Annotated in this window: 17 protein-coding genes; 8 read left to right on the top strand and 9 right to left on the bottom strand. The window is 69.1% G+C overall.

Going from position 1 to position 21,823, the window contains the following annotated elements:
* Nucleotides 1-209: 209 nt before the first annotated feature.
* Nucleotides 210-2,429 carry an NADP-dependent isocitrate dehydrogenase gene (locus Q0568_RS00085; protein ID WP_298860271.1) on the bottom strand — a complete coding sequence of 740 codons (2,220 nt, stop codon included), beginning with the start codon at nt 2,427-2,429 and terminating at the stop codon, nt 210-212.
* A gap of 148 nt (nt 2,430-2,577) precedes the next feature.
* Between Q0568_RS00085 and Q0568_RS00080 the strand changes: the two genes are divergently transcribed.
* The 7 genes from Q0568_RS00080 (at nt 2,578) to Q0568_RS00050 (ending at nt 11,323) form a co-directional block, all read left to right on the top strand.
* Entirely contained in the window at nt 2,578-3,036 is a 459-nt protein-coding gene (locus tag Q0568_RS00080; protein WP_298860268.1) for a GNAT family N-acetyltransferase, read from the top strand.
* Between the two features lie 203 nt (nt 3,037-3,239).
* Nucleotides 3,240-4,253, top strand: a complete 1,014-nt coding sequence (locus Q0568_RS00075; RefSeq protein ID WP_298860265.1) for a LacI family DNA-binding transcriptional regulator — start codon at nt 3,240-3,242, stop codon at nt 4,251-4,253.
* A gap of 128 nt (nt 4,254-4,381) precedes the next feature.
* Complete coding sequence (locus Q0568_RS00070; protein ID WP_298860261.1) at nt 4,382-5,689, top strand: extracellular solute-binding protein; 1,308 nt, start codon at nt 4,382-4,384, stop codon at nt 5,687-5,689.
* Nucleotides 5,690-5,764: 75 nt separating this feature from the next.
* Nucleotides 5,765-6,772, top strand: a complete 1,008-nt coding sequence (locus tag Q0568_RS00065; RefSeq protein ID WP_298860258.1) for a carbohydrate ABC transporter permease — start codon at nt 5,765-5,767, stop codon at nt 6,770-6,772.
* A 65-nt stretch (nt 6,773-6,837) separates the two neighbouring features.
* Entirely contained in the window at nt 6,838-7,665 is an 828-nt protein-coding gene (locus tag Q0568_RS00060; RefSeq protein WP_298860295.1) for a carbohydrate ABC transporter permease, read from the top strand.
* Nucleotides 7,665-9,896, top strand: a complete 2,232-nt coding sequence (gene yicI, locus Q0568_RS00055) for an alpha-xylosidase (protein ID WP_298860255.1) — start codon at nt 7,665-7,667, stop codon at nt 9,894-9,896. Before Q0568_RS00060 ends, yicI begins: the two co-directional genes overlap by 1 nt.
* Nucleotides 9,893-11,323, top strand: coding sequence for a GH1 family beta-glucosidase (locus Q0568_RS00050; protein ID WP_298860252.1), 1,431 nt, complete (start codon nt 9,893-9,895; stop codon nt 11,321-11,323). Before yicI ends, Q0568_RS00050 begins: the two co-directional genes overlap by 4 nt.
* A gap of 1 nt (nt 11,324) precedes the next feature.
* Here the strand turns inward: Q0568_RS00050 and Q0568_RS00045 are convergent, their stop codons facing one another.
* The 7 genes from Q0568_RS00045 to Q0568_RS00015 form a co-directional block, all read right to left on the bottom strand.
* Entirely contained in the window at nt 11,325-12,005 is a 681-nt protein-coding gene (locus Q0568_RS00045) for a hypothetical protein (protein ID WP_298860249.1), read from the bottom strand.
* A 92-nt stretch (nt 12,006-12,097) separates the two neighbouring features.
* On the bottom strand, nt 12,098-13,906 hold the full coding sequence (locus tag Q0568_RS00040; RefSeq protein WP_298860246.1) for an ABC transporter ATP-binding protein: 1,809 nt from the start codon (nt 13,904-13,906) through the stop codon (nt 12,098-12,100).
* Complete coding sequence (locus tag Q0568_RS00035) at nt 13,903-15,777, bottom strand: ABC transporter ATP-binding protein (RefSeq protein WP_298860242.1); 1,875 nt, start codon at nt 15,775-15,777, stop codon at nt 13,903-13,905. Before Q0568_RS00035 ends, Q0568_RS00040 begins: the two co-directional genes overlap by 4 nt.
* A 346-nt stretch (nt 15,778-16,123) precedes the next feature.
* Nucleotides 16,124-16,624, bottom strand: a complete 501-nt coding sequence (locus Q0568_RS00030) for a methylated-DNA--[protein]-cysteine S-methyltransferase (RefSeq protein ID WP_298860239.1) — start codon at nt 16,622-16,624, stop codon at nt 16,124-16,126.
* Nucleotides 16,621-18,162, bottom strand: coding sequence for an AlkA N-terminal domain-containing protein (locus tag Q0568_RS00025; RefSeq protein WP_298860236.1), 1,542 nt, complete (start codon nt 18,160-18,162; stop codon nt 16,621-16,623). The genes Q0568_RS00030 and Q0568_RS00025 overlap by 4 nt, the downstream gene beginning before the upstream one ends.
* A gap of 88 nt (nt 18,163-18,250) precedes the next feature.
* Nucleotides 18,251-19,168 (bottom strand): citrulline utilization hydrolase CtlX, encoded by a 918-nt coding sequence (gene ctlX / locus Q0568_RS00020; protein WP_298860234.1) that lies wholly within the window; start codon nt 19,166-19,168, stop codon nt 18,251-18,253.
* On the bottom strand, nt 19,165-20,202 hold the full coding sequence (locus Q0568_RS00015; protein WP_298860229.1) for an ornithine cyclodeaminase: 1,038 nt from the start codon (nt 20,200-20,202) through the stop codon (nt 19,165-19,167). The genes ctlX and Q0568_RS00015 overlap by 4 nt, the downstream gene beginning before the upstream one ends.
* Before the next feature lie 125 nt (nt 20,203-20,327).
* On the opposite strand from Q0568_RS00015, the gene Q0568_RS00010 reads away from it, so the two are divergent.
* A complete protein-coding gene (locus Q0568_RS00010; protein WP_298860225.1) occupies nt 20,328-20,759 on the top strand; it encodes an Lrp/AsnC family transcriptional regulator in 432 nt (143 codons plus the stop codon).
* Between the two features lie 143 nt (nt 20,760-20,902).
* Here the strand turns inward: Q0568_RS00010 and purH are convergent.
* Nucleotides 20,903-21,823 (bottom strand): bifunctional phosphoribosylaminoimidazolecarboxamide formyltransferase/IMP cyclohydrolase (gene purH, locus Q0568_RS00005; protein ID WP_298860222.1); only part of this gene is annotated, 921 nt, incomplete at its 5' end.

Genomic DNA, 21,823 nt, shown 5'->3' with positions numbered 1-21,823 from the left:
GCCCTGCCCGTCCGGCGCCCCCGGCGTCCCCCCCTCCCCGATTGCCGAGACCCCTCATCAGCGCCGAAACCCCTCGTGATTCACGCGAATCAGGAGGGGTTTCGGCATTCAGGAGGGGTCTCGGCGAACACGCCGGACGCCTGGACGAAGAGCGGGGATGACAGAGCGGGCGGATGCTGTGCAGCATCCGCCCGCTCTTCGTCTGCGTGTCAGGCCAGGGCGTCGATGACGGCGTTCAGCGTCGCCGACGGACGCATGACGGTCGCGACCTTGGCCGTGTCGGGACGGTAGTAGCCGCCGATGTCGACCGGCTCGCCCTGAACGGCGGTGAGCTCGGCGACGATGGTCTTCTCCTCGGCGGCGAGCTTCTCAGCGACCGGGGCGAACGCGGCTGCCAGCTCGGCATCCTTCGTCTGCTTCGCCAGCTCCTGCGCCCAGTACAGACCCAGGTAGAAGTGGCTGCCGCGGTTGTCGATCGTGCCCAGGGCGCGGCCCGGCGAGCGGTCCTCCTCGAGGAAGGTGCCGGTGGCGGCATCCAGCGTCTCGGCCAGCACGCGGGCCTTCTCGTTGCCGGTGCGGTCGGCGAAGTGCTCGAGCGAGGCCGCCAGCGCGAAGAACTCGCCCAGCGAGTCCCAGCGCAGGTAGTCCTCGGCGACCAGCTGCTGCACGTGCTTCGGAGCCGACCCGCCCGCACCGGTCTCGAACAGTCCGCCGCCCGCCAGCAGCGGCACGATCGAGAGCATCTTCGCGGAGGTGCCGACCTCGAGGATCGGGAACAGGTCGGTGAGATAGTCGCGCAGCACGTTGCCGGTGACGGAGATGGTGTCCTCGCCCTTGCGCAGGCGCGCCAGGCTGTAGCGCGTGGCCTCCTCGGGCGCGAGGATCGTGATGGTCAGGCCCTTGGTGTCGAGCGTGGCCAGACCCTGGTGCACCTTGGCGATGATCTGCGCGTCGTGCGCGCGGTTCGCGTCCAGCCAGAACACGGCGGGGGCGCCGGTGGCGCGCGCGCGGGTGACGGCCAGCTTGACCCAGTCCATCACGGGGATGTGCTTGGTCTGCGTGGCGCGCCAGATGTCGCCCGCCCCGACCTCGTGCGAGATCAGCACGGTGCCGTCGCCGTCGAGCACGTCGACGACGCCGGCCGAGGGGATCTCGAAGGTCTTGTCGTGGCTGCCGTACTCCTCGGCCGCCTGCGCCATCAGGCCCACGTTCGGCACGGTGCCGATGGTGGCGGGGTCCAACGGACCATTGGCGATGACGTCCTCGACGACGGCCTGATAGACGCCCGCGTAGGACGAGTCCGGGATCACCGCGATGGTGTCGGCCTCGCCGCCGTCCTTGCCCCAGAGCTTGCCGCCGTTGCGGACCAGGGCCGGCATCGAGGCGTCGACGATCACGTCGCTGGGCACGTGCAGGTTGGTGATCCCCTTGTCGGAGTTCACGTATGACAGGCGGGGACCGGAGGCCAGAGCGCGGTCGAACGCGGCCGCGATCTGCTCGCCGTCGGCGATGCCCGAAAGGCCTGCCAGGATCGAGCCGAGACCGTTGTTGGCGGACAGGCCCGCCGCTGCGAGCTGGTCGCCGTACTGCGCGAACACGTCCTTGAAGAACGCCTTGACCACGTGGCCGAAGATGATCGGGTCACTGACCTTCATCATCGTGGCCTTCAGATGCACGGAGTACAGCACGTCGTCGGCCTTGGCCTGCTCGAGAGTGTCGGCCAGGAACGCGTCCAGCGCCGCAGCCGAGAGGAACGTCGCGTCGATGATCTCGCGCGGCAGCACCTTCAGGCCCTCCTTCAGCACGGTCATGGTGCCGTCGGTCGCGGTGTGGCGGAAGCTCAGCACGTCGTCGTGGGCGGCGACCCAGGAGCGCTCGTTGTGCTTGAAGTCGTCGTGGCCCATGGTCGCCACGCGGGTCTTGGAGCCCTCAGCGAACGGCTTGTTGCGGTGCGGGTGCTTCTTGGCGTAGTTCTTCACGGCCAGCGGCGCACGCCGGTCGCTGTTGCCCTCGCGCAGCACGGGGTTCACCGCCGAGCCCTTGATGCGGTCGTAGCGGGCGCGCACGTCCTTCTCCTCCAGAGAAGCGGGGTCGTCGGGGTAGTCCGGGATGTCGAAGCCCTTGCCCTGCAGCTCGGCGATGGCGGCTTTCAGCTGCGGGATGGATGCCGAGATGTTCGGCAGCTTGATGATGTTGGCCTGCGGCAGCGTGGCCAGTCCGCCGAGCTCGGCGAGCGCGTCGCCCACCTGCTGCTCGGGGGTGAGCTTCTGGGGGAAGGCCGCGAGGATGCGGCCCGCCAGCGAGATGTCGCGCGTCTCCACCTCGATGCCGGCCTGACCGGTGTAAGCCTTGATGATGGGCAGGAACGACGCCGTGGCCAGAGCCGGCGCCTCGTCCGTGTAGGTGTAGATGATGGCGTCGTCGGTCACCGGATCTCCGTTCGCGAGGGCAGATTTTATCTCGATACCAAGATACCCGAGTCTGGATTCCTGCACTCCTCGGGGATTTCCGGACGATGACGTACAGCATGACGTCGATTCGGCCACAGATGCTCCGCGAGGGGATAGCCTGGGTCTCATGTCGGAACTGCGTGTGGTCGAACTCTCCGCGGCGACGATCGTCGCCGTCAACAAGCTGTCACTGAAACCGGGACAGGAGCAGTTCCTCGCTCCGGTGTCGTACGGCATCGCGGCGACAGTGGTGAACCCGCAGACGTCATGGCAGCGGGTCGTGCTGGACGGCGAGCAGGTCGTGGGCTTCGTGAGCGCGAGCTTCGATGCGGACGCACCGGACGAGCACTTCCGCAGCGTGCTGTGGCGGATCAACGTCGATGCCGACGACCAGGGTCGCGGCATCGGACGGTTCGCCGTCAAGGCCCTGATCGACGAGGCCCGCGCGCGGGGCGTCGACCACGTGAACGTGATCTACGAGGCCGGCGACGGCGGCCCCGAGGCGTTCTTCCGCCGCGTGGGCTTCGAGCCCGTCGGCGAGACCGAGTACTCCGAGGTCATCGCGCAGATCCGCGTCACGGACTGAACCGGCGGCGGGGCCTCGGATCTCCTCCCCCGCCGAGACCCCGTCGCTCTCTCCCATGAGAGTGCTCTCCCCCGGCATCCGCTCTTTTGTTGGATAAAACGACAAACCCCTTGCGCGGGCGACCCGGATCGGCCTATCATCGCTGGCAGAGACAGTCGAAACGCTTCGACAGAAGCGTTCCGCACAGCGACGATGGAGCACTGATGACGACGATCCACCAGGTGGCCGAGGCCGCCGGCGTCTCCATCAGCACGGTCTCGTACGCGCTCAGCGGCAAGCGGCCGGTGTCGGAGAAGACCCGTCGCCGCATCGAGGATGCCGCATCGACCCTGGGGTACACGCCGGATGCCGGGGCACGGATGCTGGCGGGCAGGCGCACGCACATCTTCGCCCTCACCGAGCCGCTGCGCGCCGACACGCACGCGCCGACGCACATGGCGTTCGTGCTGGCGGCATCCATCGCCGCGCGCAAGCACGACTACGACATTCTGCTGCTGACCGACGAGCAGGCCTCGGACGGGATGAGCCGCGTGGCCTCCAGCCGATTGGTCGACGCCATCCTCGTGCTGGACGTGGGTCCGGACGATGCGCGCGCCGACATCGCGCGCTCCATCCGCACGCCCACGGTGTTCATCGGCATTCCCGACGTCGCGGACGGGCTCACCTGCGTGGACCTGGACTTCGAGGCCGCGGGGCGACTGGCCGTCGACCGGCTCGCCGATGCCGGACACACCGCGATCACGCTCATCGGCCAGCCGGCCGTGTCGTACCGCACCTCGAACTTCCCCCGTCGACTGCGCCGCGGCGTCGTCTCTCGTGCTGCGGAGCTCGCGATCGCCCTCGAGACGGTCTGCTCCGGCGAGGTGTCGACGGATGCCGCCGCCGTGCGCACCGCCGTCGAGATCGCCCTCGCCCGCGGAGACCGCGCCTTCATCGTGCACGCAGTCGGCGATGCGCACGAGGCGCTGCTGTCCGCGCTCTCCGACCACGGCCTGACCATCGGGCGCGACGTGTCGGTGATCTCCGCCGCGACAGCGTTCGACACCACCGCGCTCAGCGTGGCCGTGGACACGATCCCACTCGTGCCCAGCCGCTCCTGCGATCTCGCCGTCGAGATCGCGCTGCGGCACCTCGAGGAGAAGAACGTCGCTCCCGAGATCCACCTCATCCCACCCGAGTACCGCTCCACCGGATCGGTCCGCACCCGCACGGACTGATCCACCTTCCGCAGCACCCGAATCGCGTGCACTGTCGAAACGCTTCGACGATTCACGAACCCGACAACTGAAGAGCATCCCGATGAAGCGCCCGCCCGACGGGCCCTGACACAGAAGGAGTGCCGACGATGGCACGCACCACACGCAGGACGAAGATACTGGCCGCGATCGCGGCCCTCACCGCAGGACTGGCCATGGTCGGCTGCTCCCCCGCCGGAGGCTCTGGAGGAGGAGGTGACGGGCAGACGCTGAAGCTCTGGCACTACGAGGGCGCCGACAGCGCCATGGGCAAGGCCTGGAACGAGGCCATCAAGGTCTTCGAGAAGGAGACCGGCGCCAAGGTCACCTTCGAGGAGAAGTCCTTCGAGCAGATCCAGAAGACGGCCAGCCAGGTGCTGGACACCGACGCCGCGCCCGACCTGATGGAGTTCAACAAGGGCAACGCGACCGCGGGCTTCCTGGCCTCCACCGGCCTGATCACCGACATCTCGGATGCCGTGAAGAAGTACGGCTGGGACAAGAAGCTCGCCCCGTCGCTGCAGACCACCGCCAAGTACGACGACAAGGGCGTCATGGGCGGAGACACCTGGTACGGCGTGCCGAACTACGGCGAGTTCGTCGGCGTCTACTACAACAAGGACGCCTTCGACGCAGCAGGCCTGCAGATCCCCACCACCTACGACGAGTTCGTCACCGTGCTCGACGCGTTCGTCGCCAAGGGCATCACGCCGCTGGCCGAGGCCGGTGCCGAGTACCCGCTCGGGCAGCTCTGGTACCAGCTGGCGCTCATGAACGGCGACCGCTCCTTCGTCGACGACTACCAGCTCTACAAGAAGCCCGTCGACTGGCAGGGCCCCGAGATCACCTCCGCGACGAAGACTCTGAAGGAGTACGTGGACAAGGGCTACATCGCGAAGGACGTCTCCTCCATCAAGGCGGAGGACGCCGGAGTGTCGTTCATCAACGGCAAGGCGCCCATCTTCGTCTCCGGCTCGTGGTGGTACGGCCGGTTCGTCACCGAAGCGACGAGCTTCGACTGGACCATGACCGCCTTCCCCGGCGCCGATCTGTCGCTGGGCTCCTCCGGCAACCTCTGGGTCGTGCCGGAGAACGCCAAGAACAAGGACCTCGCGTACAAGTTCATCGACATCACGATGCGCCCGGAGATCCAGGCGATCATCGGCAACAACGGCGGGCTGCCCGTCGCGGCGAACCCCAGCGACGTCACCGACGTGAAGAGCTCCGAGCTCATCAAGACCTTCAACGGCATCCTCGACAAGGACGGCCTGTCCTTCTACCCGGACTGGCCCGCACCCGGCTTCTACGACGTGATCGTGCAGCAGCTGCAGGGCCTGGTCACGGGCTCCGAAGACGTCAAGGCTGTCGATGAGGGCCTGGGCAAGGCCTACGACGAGGGCACCGCGGACTTCCGCTGATCCCCCGAGGGTCGGGGCGACGCCCGCGCATCGCCCCGACCCGACCGACTCCGACCCGACCGAGGAGTGATGGACATGACTCTCACCACGCGCACCGGTGACACCACGCGCACCAGCGCCAGCCGCACCAGTGCCAGGCGCACCAGGCGGACGACTCCGCCCGAGCAGCCCGCGATCCCCCAGGGCAAGGGCGGCACCGGCGGCTACTGGCTCTACCTGCTGCCCGGCTTCGTGCTGCTGCTGATCATCGTGCTGATCCCCCTCGGCTGGAACGTGTACCTCACCTTCCAGAAGTGGCGCGGCGTGCGCGCCCCCGAGTTCATCGGCCTGGAGAACTGGCAGAAGCTGTTCACCGACGACGCGTTCTGGACGTCGTTCTCGAACTCGGTGTGGATGATCCTCGCCATGGTGGTGGTCCCGACCATCCTGGGGCTGCTGGTGGCCGCCCTGCTGTTCGACGTCATCGGCCGGAAGTTCGGCGGGAAGGTCGGCAGCTTCCTGCGGGCCACGTACTACCTGCCGCAGATCCTCCCGGTGGTGGTCGCCGGCATCGTGATCGGCTGGATCGTGCGCCCCGACAGCGACGGCGCTCTCAACCAGATGCTGGGCTGGTTCGGCATCCCGGATGTCGACTGGCTGGGACGGATGCCGTCGGCGCTGATCGTGCTGATGGTCGTGATGGTGTGGGTGCAGCTGGGCTATCCCGTGGTCATCTTCATGGCGGCCCTGCAGCGCGTGGACCCCGAGCTGTACGAGGCGGCGGAGCTGGACGGCGCGAACTGGATCCAGCGGTTCCGGGCCATCACCGTGAGCATCATCCGCCCCGAGATCTTCGTCGTCACGCTCACCTGCACCATCGCCGCGCTGAAGGTGTTCGGCCCGGTGTACGTCATCACCCGCGGCGGTCCCGCGGGTGCCACCCTCGTGCCGTCGTACTACGCCTATCAGGAGTTCTTCACCAAGCGGAACATCGGCTACGGCGCCACCATCGCGACGGTGCTGACCATCGTCGTGGTGATCGTCTCGATCATCTTCATCCGAGTGCAGAACTCCGTGGAGCAGAAGGAGAGGGCGGGACTGTGAGCGCCACGACCGCGACCGTCACCGGCAAGTCCGGCAGAACCGGCACTCCCCGTCCGCGCGGCGGCATGACCCGCCGTCGTCCCGTCGACTGGCTGCTGCTGGCACTGGTCGTCGCCGGCGGCATCCTCGTGCTGGTGCCGTTCTACCTGGTGCTGGTGAACTCCTTCAAGTCACCCGTGGACTATGCCACCTCCGGCCCGCTGGCCCTCCCGCACGAGCTGGACTTCACCGGCATCGCGAAGTTCTGGGAGCGCGTGAACTTCCCGGAGAAGGTGTGGAACTCGATCCTCATCTCCGGCGTCGTCTCGGTGCTCGCGGTGCTGATCTCCATGCTCAACGCGTTCGCGATCGGCATCGGCAGGGTCCGAGGGCGCACCTGGATCGTGCTGCTGTTCCTGATGGCCAACCTGCTGCCGCAGGAGGCGCTGCTGTACCCGCTGTACTACATGTTCAAGAGCGTCGGACTCTACGACAACATCTGGTCGGTGATCATCGTGTTCACCGTCATCCAGGCCGCGTTCGGCACCTATCTGCTCTCCTCCGTGTACGGCACGTTCCCCAAGGAGGTGCTGGAGGCGGCATCCCTCGACGGCGCCGGCCGCTGGCAGATCCTGTGGTGGGTGGTGTTCCCGATCAGCCGGCCGACGCTGTCGGTGCTGCTGATCTTCTTCTTCATCTGGACGTGGAACGAGTTCCTCATCCCGCTGACGTTCCTGGCGTCCAACGCCAACCAGACCGTGCCGGTGGCGATCAGCGTGCTGCAGGGCGACCGGCTCATGGACGTGACCACGACGAGCGCGTCGGCACTGCTGGGGATCATCCCGACGCTCATCTTCTTCCTCATCTTCCAGCGCACCCTCACCCGCGGCATCACGGCAGGAGCAGTCAAGTAATGAAGTTCACCGATGGTTTCTGGCAGCTCCGGCCCGGGGTGAGCGCGCTGTACGCGCAGGAGGCGTACGACGTCGACCGCACCGACACCCCCGACGGTCCCGGCCTGGTCATCACGGCGCCCACGGCGGTCATCGCCAAGCGCGGCGACACCCTGAACCGCCCGGTGCTGACCACCACCCTCTCCTCCCCCGCCGAGGGAGTCATCCGGGTGCGCATCGCGCACCACGTCGGCGGCCGGTGGCACGGCGGGTTCGACCTGCCCGGTGCGGGCTCGGGAGCGGCATCCGTCGTCGTCTCCGCCGAAGGCGGGATGCTGGATGCCGGCGGGCTGGTCGCCCGCATCGCGCCCGGGGCGCCCTGGGACCTGTCGTTCGAGATCGACGGGCGACGGGTGACCGGCAGCGGCCACAAGGCGCAGGGGTACGTGCGGCTGGCGGCGGACGCGCAGGTGGATTCCGGGATCGTCGGCAACGCCCGGCAGGGTGGCGATGTCCCCGCATCCCGCGCGTTCGTGCACGAGCAGCTGGACCTGGGCGTGGGCGAGCTGGTCTACGGCCTCGGCGAGCGCTTCGGACCGCTGGTGAAGAACGGCCAGTCGGTGGAGATCTGGAACGCCGACGGCGGCACCTCCAGCGAGCAGGCCTACAAGAGCATCCCGTTCCATCTGTCGAATCGCGGCTACGGCGTGCTGGTCAACGACCCCGGGCATGTCTCGTACGAGGTGGGCTCCGAGGCCGTGGAGCGCGTGCAGTTCTCGGTATCCGGCGAGGTGCTCGAGTACTTCGTCATCGCCGGCCCCACGCCCAAGGAGGTGCTGGGACGATACACCGCACTCACCGGACGGCCGCCCGTGGTGCCGGCCTGGTCGTACGGGCTGTGGCTGTCGACGAGCTTCACCACCGACTACGACGAGCAGACCGTCAACTCGTTCATCGACGAGATGGCGGCCCGCGAGCTGCCGGTGTCGGTGTTCCACTTCGACTGCTTCTGGATGCGCGAGTTCAACTGGTGCGACTTCGAGTGGGATCCGCGGGTGTTCCCCGACCCCGACGGCATGCTGGCGCGACTGCACGAGAAGGATCTGCGGGTGAGCGTGTGGATCAACCCGTACATCGCGCAGCGGTCGCCGCTGTTCCGCGAGGCCGCGGACGCCGGCTATCTGGTCACCCGTCCGGACGGCGCGGTGTGGCAGTGGGACCTGTGGCAGGCCGGCATGGGCCTGGTCGACTTCACGAACCCCGACGCCACCGCCTGGTACCAGTCGCACCTGCGCCGCCTCGTGGACCAGGGCGTGGACTGCTTCAAGACGGACTTCGGCGAGCGCATCCCCACCGACGTGGTGTGGGCGGACGGCGCCGATCCCGAGCGCATGCACAATCTCTACACCCAGCTGTACAACCGCGCCGTGCACGAGGTGCTGGTGGATGCCCGGGGTGCGGGCGACGCCGTGCTGTTCGCACGCTCGGCGACCGCGGGTGGGCAGAGCATGCCCGTGCACTGGGGCGGCGACTCCACCTCGACCTACGTGTCGATGGCGGAGACCCTGCGCGGCGGACTGTCGCTGGCGATGAGCGGCTTCGCGTTCTGGAGCCACGACATCGGCGGCTTCGAGGGCACTCCGGACGCCGGGGTCTTCAAGCGCTGGACGGCGTTCGGCCTGCTGGGCTCGCACTCCCGCTTCCACGGCTCGAACTCGTACCGGGTGCCGTGGGCGTTCGACGACGAGGCCGTGGAGGTCACCCGCCGATTCACGCAGCTGAAGATGCGACTCATGCCGTACCTGTACCAGCACGGACTCGACGCCGGGCGCACCGGCGTGCCGCTCATGCGGCCGATGGCGCTGGAGTTCCCCGAAGATCCCGCCACCGGGCACCTGGACCGGCAGTACATGCTGGGCCCCGACCTGCTGGTGGCTCCCGTGCTCAGCGCGTCGGGCGAGGTGGAGTTCTACCTGCCCGCCGGGCAGTGGACCTCGCTGCTGACCGGCGAGACCGTGACCGGCGGCGGCTGGCGCAGTGAGGTGCACGACTTCCTCTCGCTGCCGCTGTACGCGCGCCCGGGCGCCGTGATCCCCTGGGGCGCCCGCACGGACCGGCCCGACTACGACTACCACGACGGCCTGCGGCTGCGGGTCTTCCCAGGCGGCACCGGCACGGCATCCGTCACCGTCACGGCCCCGGACGGCACCGCACGCGACTACGCGGTGAACCTCGAGGAGACGACGGAATGACCGTTCCGATCGACGACTACCGCGGCTCGGGACTGGTGTTCCCCGAGGACTTCATCTTCGGATCGGCGACGGCCGCCTACCAGGTGGAGGGCGGCGCGGCCGAGCAGGGCCGCACGCCCTCGATCTGGGACACGTTCAGCCGCACGCCGGGACGGGTGTGGAACGGCGACACCGGGGACGTGGCCTGCGACCACTTCCATCGCGTGGAGCAGGACCTCGGCCTGATGGCCGAGCTGGGCCTCGAGGCCTACCGGTTCTCGATCGCCTGGCCGCGCATCGTCCCCGTGCCGGGCGGCGGAGCGAATGGTGCCGGCGTGGACTTCTACTCCCGGCTGGTCGACGGGCTGCTCGAGCGCGACATCCGCCCGGTGGCGACGCTGTATCACTGGGATCTGCCGCAGTACCTGGAGGATGCCGGCGGCTGGGCATCCCGTGCGACGGTGGACGCCTTCGCGGAGTACGCCGCGATCATGGGTGCGGCCCTCGGCGACCGCGTGCACACCTGGACCACGCTCAACGAGCCGTGGTGCTCGGCGTACCTCGGCTACGGGCAGGGCGGTCACGCGCCGGGGCGGCACGAGCCGACATCCGCTCTGTCCGCCGTGCATCATCTCAACCTCGCCCACGGGCACGCGCTGCAGGCGCTGCGCGCGACGTCCACGGGCGATCCCGATTACTCGGTCACGCTGAACTTCCACGTGCTGCGCGGGCAGGGCGACGGGGCCGCGGAGGCCGTGCGCCGCATCGACGCGCTGGCGAACCGGGCGTTCACCGGCCCCATGCTGCGGGGGGAGTACCCCGCCGATCTGCTGGCGGACACGGCATCCGTCACGGACTGGGGCTTCGTGCAGGACGGCGACTTGGAGACCATCCACCAGCCCTTGGACGTGCTGGGCGTGAACTACTACTCCACGGCCACCGTGCGACTGTGGGACGGCGTCTCGCCGCAGCAGCGCAACGACGGCCACAAAGGCGCCGAAGGCGGAACCGCCTGGCCCGGCAGCGACCGGAGCGTCGAGTTCGTGGAGCAGCCCGGCCCGCACACAGCCATGGGGTGGAACATCGCCCCGGAGGGGCTGGAGGAGCTGCTGGTCTCACTGTCGGAGCAGTTCCCCGGACAGGCGCTGATGGTCACCGAGAACGGCGCCGCGTTCGACGACGAGGTCGCGCCGGACGGTTCGGTGCGGGATGCCGAGCGCACCGACTACCTGCGCCGGCACTTCACGGCCGCGCACCGGGCGCTGGCCCGCGGCGTGGACCTGCGCGGGTACTTCGTGTGGTCGCTGCTGGACAACTTCGAGTGGGGCTACGGCTACGCCAAGCGGTTCGGGATCGTGCGCGTGGACTTCGACACCCTGGAGCGCACGGTCAAGGACTCCGGACGCTGGTATCAGCGGCTGATGCGCACGCGCACGGTCGACGCGTAGCTCAGCGCTCCCGGCGTCGCGAGGTCCATTCGCCCAGCATCTCCGCCGTGCGGTTCAGCATGTCGGTGGAGCGCTCGGCGAAGCCGCGGGCGGCCTCCCACAGGGCATCCGGTAGCTCCTGCTGCACTCGCTCACCCCGCGCCGAGCGCTCGGCGAGGTCGAACGCGTGCTCCAAGTCGTCGACCGACTGGCGGTACTGCGAGTAGTCGGATGCTGTGACGCGGCCGCCCTCGGGTGGGCGCTGCTCCCGCGCGCGCTCGACGATCACGAGGAACGCGGCCGTGTGGGGCTGACGGGCGTCGCTCATCGCGGGGTACGCCAGGGCCAGGCCGGGGTCGGTCTCGTAGGCGATCCAGCGGGCCAGCACGCTCTCGTGGCGGGTGCGCAGCCGGTCCAGCGGCAGTACGGATCCGGTGCCCAGTGACATCCGCTCGGCGGTGACCCGTGCCCGCGCGGCGCGCACCTGCGCGGCCGCCGCGCGCGACGCCAGCTGCGCCTCTCGCAGCGCACGGCGCGAGGCCGTGACGGCTGCGGCATCCGCCTGCGATGCGGCGCGCTGGGCGTTCGCGCGCGCGGCCTCGGCACGGGCCACACGGGCCGCGACCGCGGCATCCCGCGCGTCCTTCTGCGCCTGGCGCAGCTCGAGCCGTGCCGCGTCGTACCCCAGCCGCCTGCCGTTCACCCTCTCAACCTAACAGCCCGCCTCTTTGCGCCGAATGTCGGATTCCGGCGCAGAATCGGCGCGTTCGGCGCAAAGAGACGGGGTTGTGGGGTTCAGACCAGGGTCTCCTGCCAGGCGGCGTGCAGCTGCGCGAACTTGCCGGTGCCCGCGATGAGCTCGTCGGGCGTGCCGTCCTCGATGATGCGGCCGTGCTCCATCACCAGCACGCGGTCGGCGATGGCGACCGTCGACAGGCGGTGCGCGATGATGATGGCCGTGCGATCGGCCAGCAGCGTCTGCAGGGCCTCCTGGATGAGTCGCTCCGAGGGGATGTCCAGCGAGGCCGTCGCCTCGTCGAGGATCAGCACCGCAGGGTCGGCGAGGAACGCCCGCGCGAACGAGATCAGCTGACGCTGGCCTGCCGAGACGCGGCCGCCGCGCTTGTTCACGTCGGTGTCGTAGCCGTCGGGCAGCGACAGGATGAACTCGTCGGCGCCCACGGCCCGCGCCGCCGCGCGGATCTCCTCGAGCGTCGCCTCCGGCTTACCCAGTGCGATGTTGTCCGCGACCGTGCCGCTGAACAGGTACGCCTCCTGCGTCACCATCACGATGGCGCGGCGCAGGTCCTTGGGATGCAGCATCCGCAGATCCACACCATCCAGCGTGACCGCGCCCACGGTCGGGTCGTAGAACCGCGACACCAGCTTCGCCAGCGTCGACTTGCCGGCGCCGGTCGTGCCCACCAGCGCGATGGTCTGCCCGGCTGGGATGTCCAGGTCGAAGCTCGGCAGGATCGTCTTCTCGCCGTTGTACCCGAAGGTCACGTCGTCGAAGCGCACGGCGCCGCGGGAGGTCCACAGGTCGATCGGCTTCTCCGGGTCGGGAACCGTCGGCACCTCCTCCAGCACTCCCGACACCTTCTCCAGCGCCGCCGTGGCGGACTGGTAGGAGTTCAGGAACCCGGCGATGTCCTGCATGGGCGCGAAGAAGTTGCGCACATACAGCACGGTGGCCAGCAGCACGCCGACGCCCAGGGCGCCGTCTGCCACGCGGATGCCGCCCCACAGCACCACCAGCGCGGTCGTGATGGCCGAGACGCCCATCAGTCCCGGGTCGAAGGTGCCGAACAGGTTCATCGAGCGACGGTTGATGTCGCGGTAGTCGCCCGCCACCTGGCGGAAGGAGACGTCGTTGCGCGGCTCCTTGCGGAACGACTTCACAGCGCGGATGCCGGTCATCGTCTCCACGAACTGCACGATCACCTTGGCGCTGATCACGCGGGACTCGCGGTACAGCAGCTGCGAGCGGCGGTAGAACCAGCGCATCAGCAGCCACAGCGGGAAGCCCGCCAGCAGCAGGATGATGCCGGACTGCCAGTCGGCGACGACCAGCGCGATGAAGGTGAAGATGCCGAACAGCGCCCCGGAGACGAGATTGTTCAGCCCGCCGTCCAGCAGCTCGCGGATGGAGTCCAGGTCGCTGGTCTGCCGGGAGATGATGCGTCCCGAGGTGTACGACTCGTGGAACTCCAGGCTCAGACGCTGCGTGTGCAGGAAGATGCGCTTGCGCAGGTCCAGCAGGACCGCCTGGGTGATGCGCGCCGCCAGCACCACGTACAGGCCGATCAGCACGGATCCGATGATCCCGGCCAGCAGGTAGACGGCGGTGACCAGGATGGCGGGCATCCAGTCCGCCGTCTTCAGCAGCGTGGGCAGCGCGTCGTCCAGCGCGATGCCGATCAGGATGGGGCCGGCCACCTGCAGTGCGGTGGAGACCACGAGCACCAGGGCCGCCATGCCGATGCGCAGGTGCAGCGGCTTGATCAGCGAGCCGAGCAGGCGCAGCGAACGGCGCCTGATGAACCGGCTCTCCTCCTTGGTGTAGTCGGAGCGGTCCTCGTTCTGGGTTCCCACCACGCTCATGCCTGCACCTCCTTCTCCTGGTCGGATGCCTCGGGCTCGGCATCCGGTATCACCGGGATCGCCCCGGTTCTCGCGGCATGCTCAGCGCGCTCGGCCTCCAGGCTCGAGATCACGTGCCGGTAGTGGGCACTGGTGCGCAGCAGGTCGGAGTGCTTGCCGACGGCCGTGATCCTGCCCTTCTCCAGCAGCGCCACGCGGTCCGCGAGCGCCACCGTCGAGGGACGGTGCGCCACGATCAGCGCGGTGGTCTCGGCCAGCACATGCCGCAGCGCCTCTTCGACCAGGGCCTCGGTGTCGACGTCCAGCGCCGAGAGCGGATCGTCCAGCACCAGCACCTTCGGGGCCGCGGCGACGGCCCGCGCCAGCGCCAGGCGCTGCCGCTGCCCCCCGGAGAGGCTCAGCCCCTCCTCGCCGATGATGGTCTCCAGCCCCTCGGGCAGGTCGTCGGCGAAGCCGGCCTGCGCGACATCCAGCGCCTCGCGCAGCACGCGATCGGCCTCGGGACTGTGCAGATCGAGGTCGGCGCGTCCCAGCAGCACGTTCTCGCGCACGGATGCCGAGAACAGGGTGGCGTCCTCGAACGCCATCGCGATGTGCCGGCGCAGCTCGGAGAGCTCGAGGTCGCGGATGTCGACGCCGTCCAGCGTGACCCGTCCCCCGGTGACGTCGTAGAGGCGGGCGGGCAGCGTGGTCAGCGTGGTCTTGCCGGAGCCGGTCAGACCCACCAGCGCCATGGTCTCACCGGGCTCGAGCACCAGGTCGATGCCGTCCAGCAGGTCGCGCTCGGAGGCCGCGGCATCCTGATAGCGGAAGTGCGCACCCTCGAACGCCAGCTCGCCGCGCGGCTCGGCCAGGTGCACCGGCTTCTCCGGGTCGGCGATGGTGTTGATCTCGCGGTAGATGTCGAACACGCGGTCGGTCGCGGTGCGGGCGTCAAGCAGGAACGAGAACAGGAAGCCGATCGACTCGATGGGCCAGCGCAGCACGGTGGCCATCGCGAAGAACGCGAAGAGCTCTGCCACGGTGATCTGGCCGATCGAGATGAGCCAGATGCCGGTGAGCAGGCTGGTGCCGAACGCGATCTGCGGCATCAGGTCGAGCCAGAACCAGATCTCGCCGACGGCCCTGGCCTTGCTGAGCTCGGTCTGGCGCAGCGTCTCGGCCTGCGAGCTGAAGCGGCGCAGGGCGTGCTTGCCGCGGCCGAACGCCTTCAGCACGCGGATGCCGTGCACGCTCTCCTCGACGCTGGTGGCCAGGTCGCCGGCCTGGTCCTGGCTGCGCCGGGCCAGCACGCCGTAGCGCTTCTCGAACAGGAAGCCCTGGATCCACATCGGGATGCCGGTGAGGATGAAGATGGCGCCCAGCATCCAGTGCCAGCGGAACAGCAGCACGGCGCCGATGCCGATGGTGAGGATGTTGACCACCAGCAGGATCAGGCCGAACGCGATCCAGCGGCGGATCAGGCTGATGTCCTGCATCATGCGGCTCAGCAGCTGGCCGGACTGCCAGCGGTCGTGGAATGCCACGGGCAGGTGCTGCAGCCGCGAGTACAGCCCGGCGCGCATCTCGAACTCGACCTCGGTGGCGGGAGTGAGCACGAACCAGCGCCGCAGCCACACCATGGCGGCCTCGCCGAGGCCGAGCAGCAGCACGATACCGGCGCCGCCGACGATGGCCAGCACGTCGCCGCTCGCGATCGGGCCGCTGATGATCTGCTCGAGCACGATCGGCACCATCAGAGCGATCACGGCGGCGGCCAGCGCACTGAGCGCGCCGCCGACGAGGCGCCAGGCGATGGGCTTGACGAACGGCTTCAGCCGCCACAGCGCGGCGAAGGTGGACAGGGACGACGAGGAGAAGGTGACAGACATGACTCTCAGTTGCGTGGCGATCCGGTGACGAAGTGAAGGGCGGATGCCGGGCATCCGATGCGACGGGGCGGCGGTGCCGCCCAGCGTGCTCTAATCGCGCAGGCGAGCAGCGCGCGAGCCTGTGGTGATGAAGGTCGTGACGGTCGTCGTGGCCATGGTGTCCTCCTCGGGCTCGGCTTCGTCGGCCGATCGGCGCGACAGCCTCTCAGCCTATGCCTCGAACAGGCGGACAGGCAAGAGGGAAATCCCTTTCCAGTATTCCGCCGATACCCCTCAGCAGCGCCGAAACCCCTCATGATCGACACGATTCACGAGGGGTTTCGGCGGCCAGGAGGGGTCTCGGCGGTCAGGCCGCCAGCGCCGCCTCGCGATCCAGCAGGCTGCGCTTGACCGGCAGACCCCAGGCGAAGCCGCCGAGCGTGCCGTCCGAGCGCAGCACGCGGTGGCACGGCACGAACAGCGCCGGGGCGTTCTTCGCGCAGATGGATGCCGCAGCACGGACGGCGCGCGGGCTGCCCAGCCGGACGGCGAACTCGGTGTAGGTCAGCGGCCGTCCCGGTGCGATCATGCGCAGGGCTGCCCAGCCGGCGTTCTGCATGGCCGTGCCGCGCTGATGCACGGCGACCGTGTCGATGGCCGTCAGGTCGCCGTCGTAGTACGCGAGGGCGGCGTCCGCGGCATCCATCCTGCCCTCGGCCACGTCGTCCGGGAGCAGTGCAGGGTGCAGGCGTCCGAGGATGGCCTCGACGTCGTCGGTCCACCCCGACGACAGCACGCGCTGGCGGTCGTCTGCGAGGATCGTGAGCGCCCCGTCGGGGGTCTCGATGGTCTGGATGATGGCGTTCATGTCTGCTCCTTCGGGGCGGAACGGCGCGTGCGGGGCGGGCGGATCGGGGCCGCGCGCCAGAGGTGGGCGGTGAGGTAGCTGCGCCAGGGGGCGGTGCGCTCGGCCCAGGCGGCCAGCGGCTTCGCCTCGCCGGGAAGATCGGATGCCGCAGCCCCGGCGCGCATGGCGACGTCGCCCGGCAGGAAGACGTCGGGATCGCCGATCACGCGCATGCGCACGTAGTCGGCCGTCCACGGCCCGATGCCCGGCATGGCCAGCAGCGCGGCGCGCTGCTCGGACGCGTCGTCGCCGACCGTGAGGGTCAGCGACCCGTCGGCCAGCGCCGCTGCTGCACCCGTGATGGCGCGGATGCGGGCACCGGGTCCGCGCAGCACCTCGGCGCCGTGCTCGGCGATGGCGGTCATCGTGGGGAACAGGATGCCGCCGTCGGGGGTGCGCTCCCCCAGCGCCTCGGTGAGCGCGGTCAGTGCGGTGCGTGCTGCGGCGACGGTGATCTGCTGGCCGACCATGGCCCGGATGAGCATCTCGTGCGGGTCGGTCGCACCCGGCACGCGGATGCCGGGAATGCGCGCCACGAGCGGCGCGAGCTCGGCGTGCGCAGACAGTGCGGCGTCGATGCCGACCGGGTCGGCGTCGAGATCGAACAGCCTGCGCGCGGTGGACATCAGCGGTGCCAGGTCGCCGAGCCGGGTGACGCGGGCGCGCAGCCGCAGCCGGCCGTGGGCATTCTGCCGCACATGCAGGTGCGCGGGCCCGCCGGGCAGCCGCAGGTGCCTGGCGTAGGACGTCTCCGTCGCCTCCTCCATGCCGGGCACGGCACGGGCCGCCATCCAGGCGAAGACGCCGGACGCGTCCATGGGCGCGCGATACGGCAGCAGCAGATCGATGGCGCCCTGGGCCTCGGCTCCTGAGCCTGTCGCCTGCGCCGAGCGCGCGCCGGCCTGCCGAAGGGAAGGGTCAGGAGCTCCCCGTCGCGTGCCGCGCAGCTGCCCCGGTGTGAGCTGGAACACCTCGCGGATCGTGTCGTTGCACTGCCGGATGCTGGTGAATCCCGCCGAGAACGCCACTTCGGAGATGGGCATGTCGGTGCCCACCAGCAGCATCCGTGCGGTGTGCGCGCGGTGCGCCCTGGCCAGGGCCAGCGGTCCGGCGCCGAGCTCGGCTGACAGCATCCGGGTCAGGTGGCGCGTCGAATAGCCGAGCCGGCGTGCGAGACCGGGCACGCCTTCCCGCTCGACGGTACCGGCGGCGATCAGTCGCATGGCGCGGGCCGCGACATCGCCCCGCAGGTTCCATTCCGGGGATCCGGGTGCCGCCTCGGGCAGGCAGCGCTTGCAGGCGCGGTACCCGGCCTCATGGGCGGCGGCGCTGGTCGGGTAGAACGAGACGCCGGTGGGTCTGGGGGTGCGAGCAGGGCAGCTGGGTCGGCAGTAGATGCCGGTGGAGTGCACGGCCGTGACGAACTGCCCGTCGAAGCGGGTGTCGCGCACGCTGATGGCGCGGTACCGCTCGTCGAAGGTCATCGTCGGGAAGCTCATGCCTCCATGCTGTCACGCCTACGGCATCCGATCTAGCGGAAATCGGACACGGCTGTGCGCCGTGCCCGATCCGCCGATCAGCGCCACCTCAGCGCGGGTCGAGATGGATGCCGGCGAGCATGCAGCGCACGGATCCGCCGGCCAGCTCGATGGGCGCCACGTCGATGGGCAGCACGCGGACGGTCTGCGCGAGCGTGTCGAGCTGCTCGGGCGTCAGACTGGCGTGCGCGGTCTCGGACATCACCATGATCCGCTCGCCCGCATGGTCGCGCAGCTCCAGCGCGTTGCCGGCGAAGTGCGCGACCTGATCCGGTGTGAGCGAGATGATCGTGCGCCCGGTGTCGCGGATGCGGGCGGCGACCTCTGCACGGCGGGCGTCGCCGACGATGCCGTCCAGCCCGATCAGCGCCACATCCGTGCCGATGCACATCATGACGTTGGTGTGGTAGATCGGAACGCCGTCCGTGTCGGCGGCGTCGAACACCACCGGCTCGTAGCCGAACACCGTGCAAAAGCGCTCCACGAGCACGGGGTCGCACCGGTGCGAGCGCACGGCGTACGCGATGCGCGAGACGTGGTCCAGCACCATGGCGCCGGTGCCCTCCAGGAACAGCCCGTCGGGCTCCAGGCCGGAGTAGTCGATGACCTCCTGCACGCGGTACTCGGACTTCAGCATCTCGAGGATGTCGGCCCGGCGCTCCCCGCGACGGTTCTCGGCGTACATCGGATAGACCGCCACGCGGCCACCGGCGTGCGTGGAGAACCAGTTGTTCGGGAACACGCTGTCGGGGTGCGCGTAGCCCTCGTCCTCGAACAGGTGCACCCGCACGCCCTCGCGCTGCAGCACCTCGGCCACGCGTGTGCACGCGTCGTACGCCGCACGCGACACGTCCTCGTCGGTGGTGCGCTGGAACGTGTTGTCGGCGGCGGTCTGCGGGTTGGGCGTGAAGTGGTGCGGACGGATCAGCACCACGGCGTTCGGCGCCTGCGCCGACGCCGCCCTCACGCGAGGGTGGGGGCTGACGCGCCCGCGGCGACGAGCGAGAACAGGTCCTTCGGGTCGGTGGGCTCGGCGATGATGTCGACCTCGGTGAAGTAGTCGGTGCCGTCGAGAGCCGCGTCCAGGTAGCGCAGCGCGGAGAAGTCCTCGATGGCGAAGCCCACCGAGTCGAAGATCGTGATCTGCTCGGCCGACGTGCGGCCTGCGGCCTCGCCGCGCAGCACGCGCCACATCTCCGTGACGGGGTGGTCGGCGTCGAGCTGCTGGATCTCGCCCTCGATGCGGGTCTGCTCGGGGTACTCCACGAAGATGTCGCCGCGGCGCAGGATGCGGACGTCGAGCTCGGTCTTGCCGGGGCAGTCGCCGCCGATCGCGTTCAGGTGCACGCCGGGCTTCACCATGTCGTCGGTGAGGATGGTGGCGTTGACCTTGTCCGCCGTGCAGGTGGTGATGATCTGCGCGCCCTCGACGGCCTCGGCGGCGCTGGTGGCACGCACGATGTCGAAGCCCAGCGGGCGCATGTTGCGCTCGAACGTGTCCATGGCGTGCGGGTCGGTGTCCCAGATGCGCAGGCTGTGGATGCCGAGCAGCCGGCGGAACCCGAGCGCCTGGAACTCGGACTGGGTGCCGGTGCCGATCATCGCCATGGTGGTGGCGCCCTCGGGCGCCAGCACGCGGGCGACCATCGCGGAGGTCGCAGCCGTGCGCAGAGCGGTGAGGATGGTCATCTCGGACCACAGCGTCGGGTAGCCGCTCTGCACGTCAGCCAGCACGCCGAACGCGGTGACGGTCTGCAGGCCCCGGGCAGGGTTGCTCGGGTGGCCGTTGACGAACTTGAAGCCGTACTGCACGCCGTCGCTGGCGGGCATCAGCTCGATCACGCCGACCTTCGAGTGGCTGGCCACGCGAGGCGTCTTGTCGAACAGCTCCCAGCGCTTGTAGTCCTCCACCAGGGTGTCCGCGATCCCCTCGATCGCGTTCTCGATCCCGGTGTCGACCAGCCAGCGGCGCATGTTCGGAACATCGACAAAACGGACCATGGCCCATCCCTTCACTCGTACTGCCTCCAATCTACGGGGGCCGGATGGTACTTTCAATCAACAACATGGATCATTTGCGACATTCTCTAGACAATCTGAGCAACCATAGAATACATTTCTGTGACATGAGCACTCTCGATGACCTCGACCGCCGCCTGCTGTCGCTGCTGCGCGCCAACGGACGCGAGTCGGTGGTGAACCTCGCCCGGCGGCTGGGCGTGACCAGGGCAACGGTCGACAGCCACCTCAAGCGCCTCGTGGACAGCGGCGTGATCGTGGGGTTCTCGGTGCGCGTGCGCGACTCCTCCGCCAGCTCGGTCGTGCGGGCCATCATGCTCATCGCCGTGGAGGGCCGCAACACCCGCGACGTGATCCGCAGCCTGCGCGGCGTGCCGCAGATCGCCGCCCTGCACACCACCAACGGCCGGTGGGATCTCGTCGCTGAGATCAGCTGCGACAGCCTGGCGTCCTTCGACGAGACGCTCGGCACGATCCGCGGCATCGACGGCATCCGCGACTCCGAGACCAGCATCCTGCTCAGTTCTGCGACCGCCTGAGCTCTGCGAAGGGTTTCAGAGGTCGGGTCACCGCGTCTCGACTCTTGCGGCTCCGCCGCCTTCGCTCGACGAACGGTTGCGGCTCCGCAGGCTCCGCCGCTTTCACGGACACTTCTTCCACTTCCTGGTCGCTTCGCTCCCAGTCAGTGGAAGAAGTGGCGCTCGCCGGTGAAGAACATCGTCACGCCGGCCTTGCGGGCGGCATCCACGACCTCGCCGTCGCGCACCGAGCCGCCGGGCTGCACGATCGCCGTCACACCGGCATCCAGCAGCACCTGCGGGCCGTCGGCGAAGGGGAAGAACGCGTCGGATGCCGCGACGGCGCCCTTCGCGCGGTCCCCCGCGCGCTCCACCGCGAGGCGGCAGGAGTCGACGCGGTTGACCTGGCCCATGCCCACGCCCACGGTCGCGTTGTCCTTGGCCAGCACGATGGCGTTGGACTTGACCGCGCGGCACGCCTTCCAGGAGAAGATGAGGTTCTCCATGGCCACCTCATCCGGTCGCTCGCCCGAGACGAGCTCCCAGTTCTTCGCGACCGAGACGATGTCGTCGGGGAAGCGGTCGGCGTCCTGCAGCAGCAGGCCGCCGGAGACCAGACGGATGTCCATCCGCTCCTGGCGCCAGTCCTCGGGCAGCTTCAGCAGGCGCAGGTTCTTCTTGTGCTTGAAGACCTCCAGCGCGGCCGGCTCGAAGTCGGGCGCGACGATGACCTCGGTGAAGATGTCCTTCAGGTTCTCCGCCATCTTCAGCGTGACGGTTCCGTTGGCGGCGATGACCCCGCCGTACGCCGACACCGGGTCGCACTCGTGGGCGCGCAGGTGCGCGCTGGCGATCGGATCGAGGGCATTCGGCGCCGTGGTGGCGATGCCGCACGGGTTGGCGTGCTTGACGATGGCCACCGAGGGCAGCACCATGTCGTACGCGGCGCGCAGCGCGGCATCCGCGTCGACGTAGTTGTTGTACGACATCTCCTTGCCCTGCAGCTGCGTGGCCTGGGCGATGCCATGCCCGCCGGTGCGGGTGTAGATCGCGGCGCGCTGGTGCGAGTTCTCGCCGTAGCGCAG

The sequence above is a fragment of the uncultured Microbacterium sp. genome (genome assembly GCF_937927635.1).
Classification (GTDB): domain Bacteria; phylum Actinomycetota; class Actinomycetes; order Actinomycetales; family Microbacteriaceae; genus Microbacterium.
Note: the sequence above shows the minus strand (reverse complement) of the source record. Positions and strands in the feature narration are given on the sequence as shown.

What these genes read in the sequence shown, in the direction of transcription:
- Q0568_RS00080 (WP_298860268.1), top strand. Translation starts at nt 2,578, where the DNA reads ATGTCGGAACTGCGTGTGGTCGAACTCTCCGCGGCGACGATCGTCGCC.
- Q0568_RS00075 (WP_298860265.1), top strand. Translation starts at nt 3,240, where the DNA reads ATGACGACGATCCACCAGGTGGCCGAGGCCGCCGGCGTCTCCATCAGC.
- Q0568_RS00070 (WP_298860261.1), top strand. Translation starts at nt 4,382, where the DNA reads ATGGCACGCACCACACGCAGGACGAAGATACTGGCCGCGATCGCGGCC.
- Q0568_RS00065 (WP_298860258.1), top strand. Translation starts at nt 5,765, where the DNA reads ATGACTCTCACCACGCGCACCGGTGACACCACGCGCACCAGCGCCAGC.
- Q0568_RS00060 (WP_298860295.1), top strand. Translation starts at nt 6,838, where the DNA reads ATGACCCGCCGTCGTCCCGTCGACTGGCTGCTGCTGGCACTGGTCGTC.
- yicI (WP_298860255.1), top strand. Translation starts at nt 7,665, where the DNA reads ATGAAGTTCACCGATGGTTTCTGGCAGCTCCGGCCCGGGGTGAGCGCG.
- Q0568_RS00050 (WP_298860252.1), top strand. Translation starts at nt 9,893, where the DNA reads ATGACCGTTCCGATCGACGACTACCGCGGCTCGGGACTGGTGTTCCCC.
- Q0568_RS00040 (WP_298860246.1), bottom strand. Translation starts at nt 13,906, where the DNA reads ATGAGCGTGGTGGGAACCCAGAACGAGGACCGCTCCGACTACACCAAG.
- Q0568_RS00035 (WP_298860242.1), bottom strand. Translation starts at nt 15,777, where the DNA reads ATGTCTGTCACCTTCTCCTCGTCGTCCCTGTCCACCTTCGCCGCGCTG.
- Q0568_RS00030 (WP_298860239.1), bottom strand. Translation starts at nt 16,624, where the DNA reads ATGAACGCCATCATCCAGACCATCGAGACCCCCGACGGGGCGCTCACG.
- Q0568_RS00025 (WP_298860236.1), bottom strand. Translation starts at nt 18,162, where the DNA reads ATGAGCTTCCCGACGATGACCTTCGACGAGCGGTACCGCGCCATCAGC.
- Q0568_RS00015 (WP_298860229.1), bottom strand. Translation starts at nt 20,202, where the DNA reads ATGGTCCGTTTTGTCGATGTTCCGAACATGCGCCGCTGGCTGGTCGAC.
- Q0568_RS00010 (WP_298860225.1), top strand. Translation starts at nt 20,328, where the DNA reads ATGAGCACTCTCGATGACCTCGACCGCCGCCTGCTGTCGCTGCTGCGC.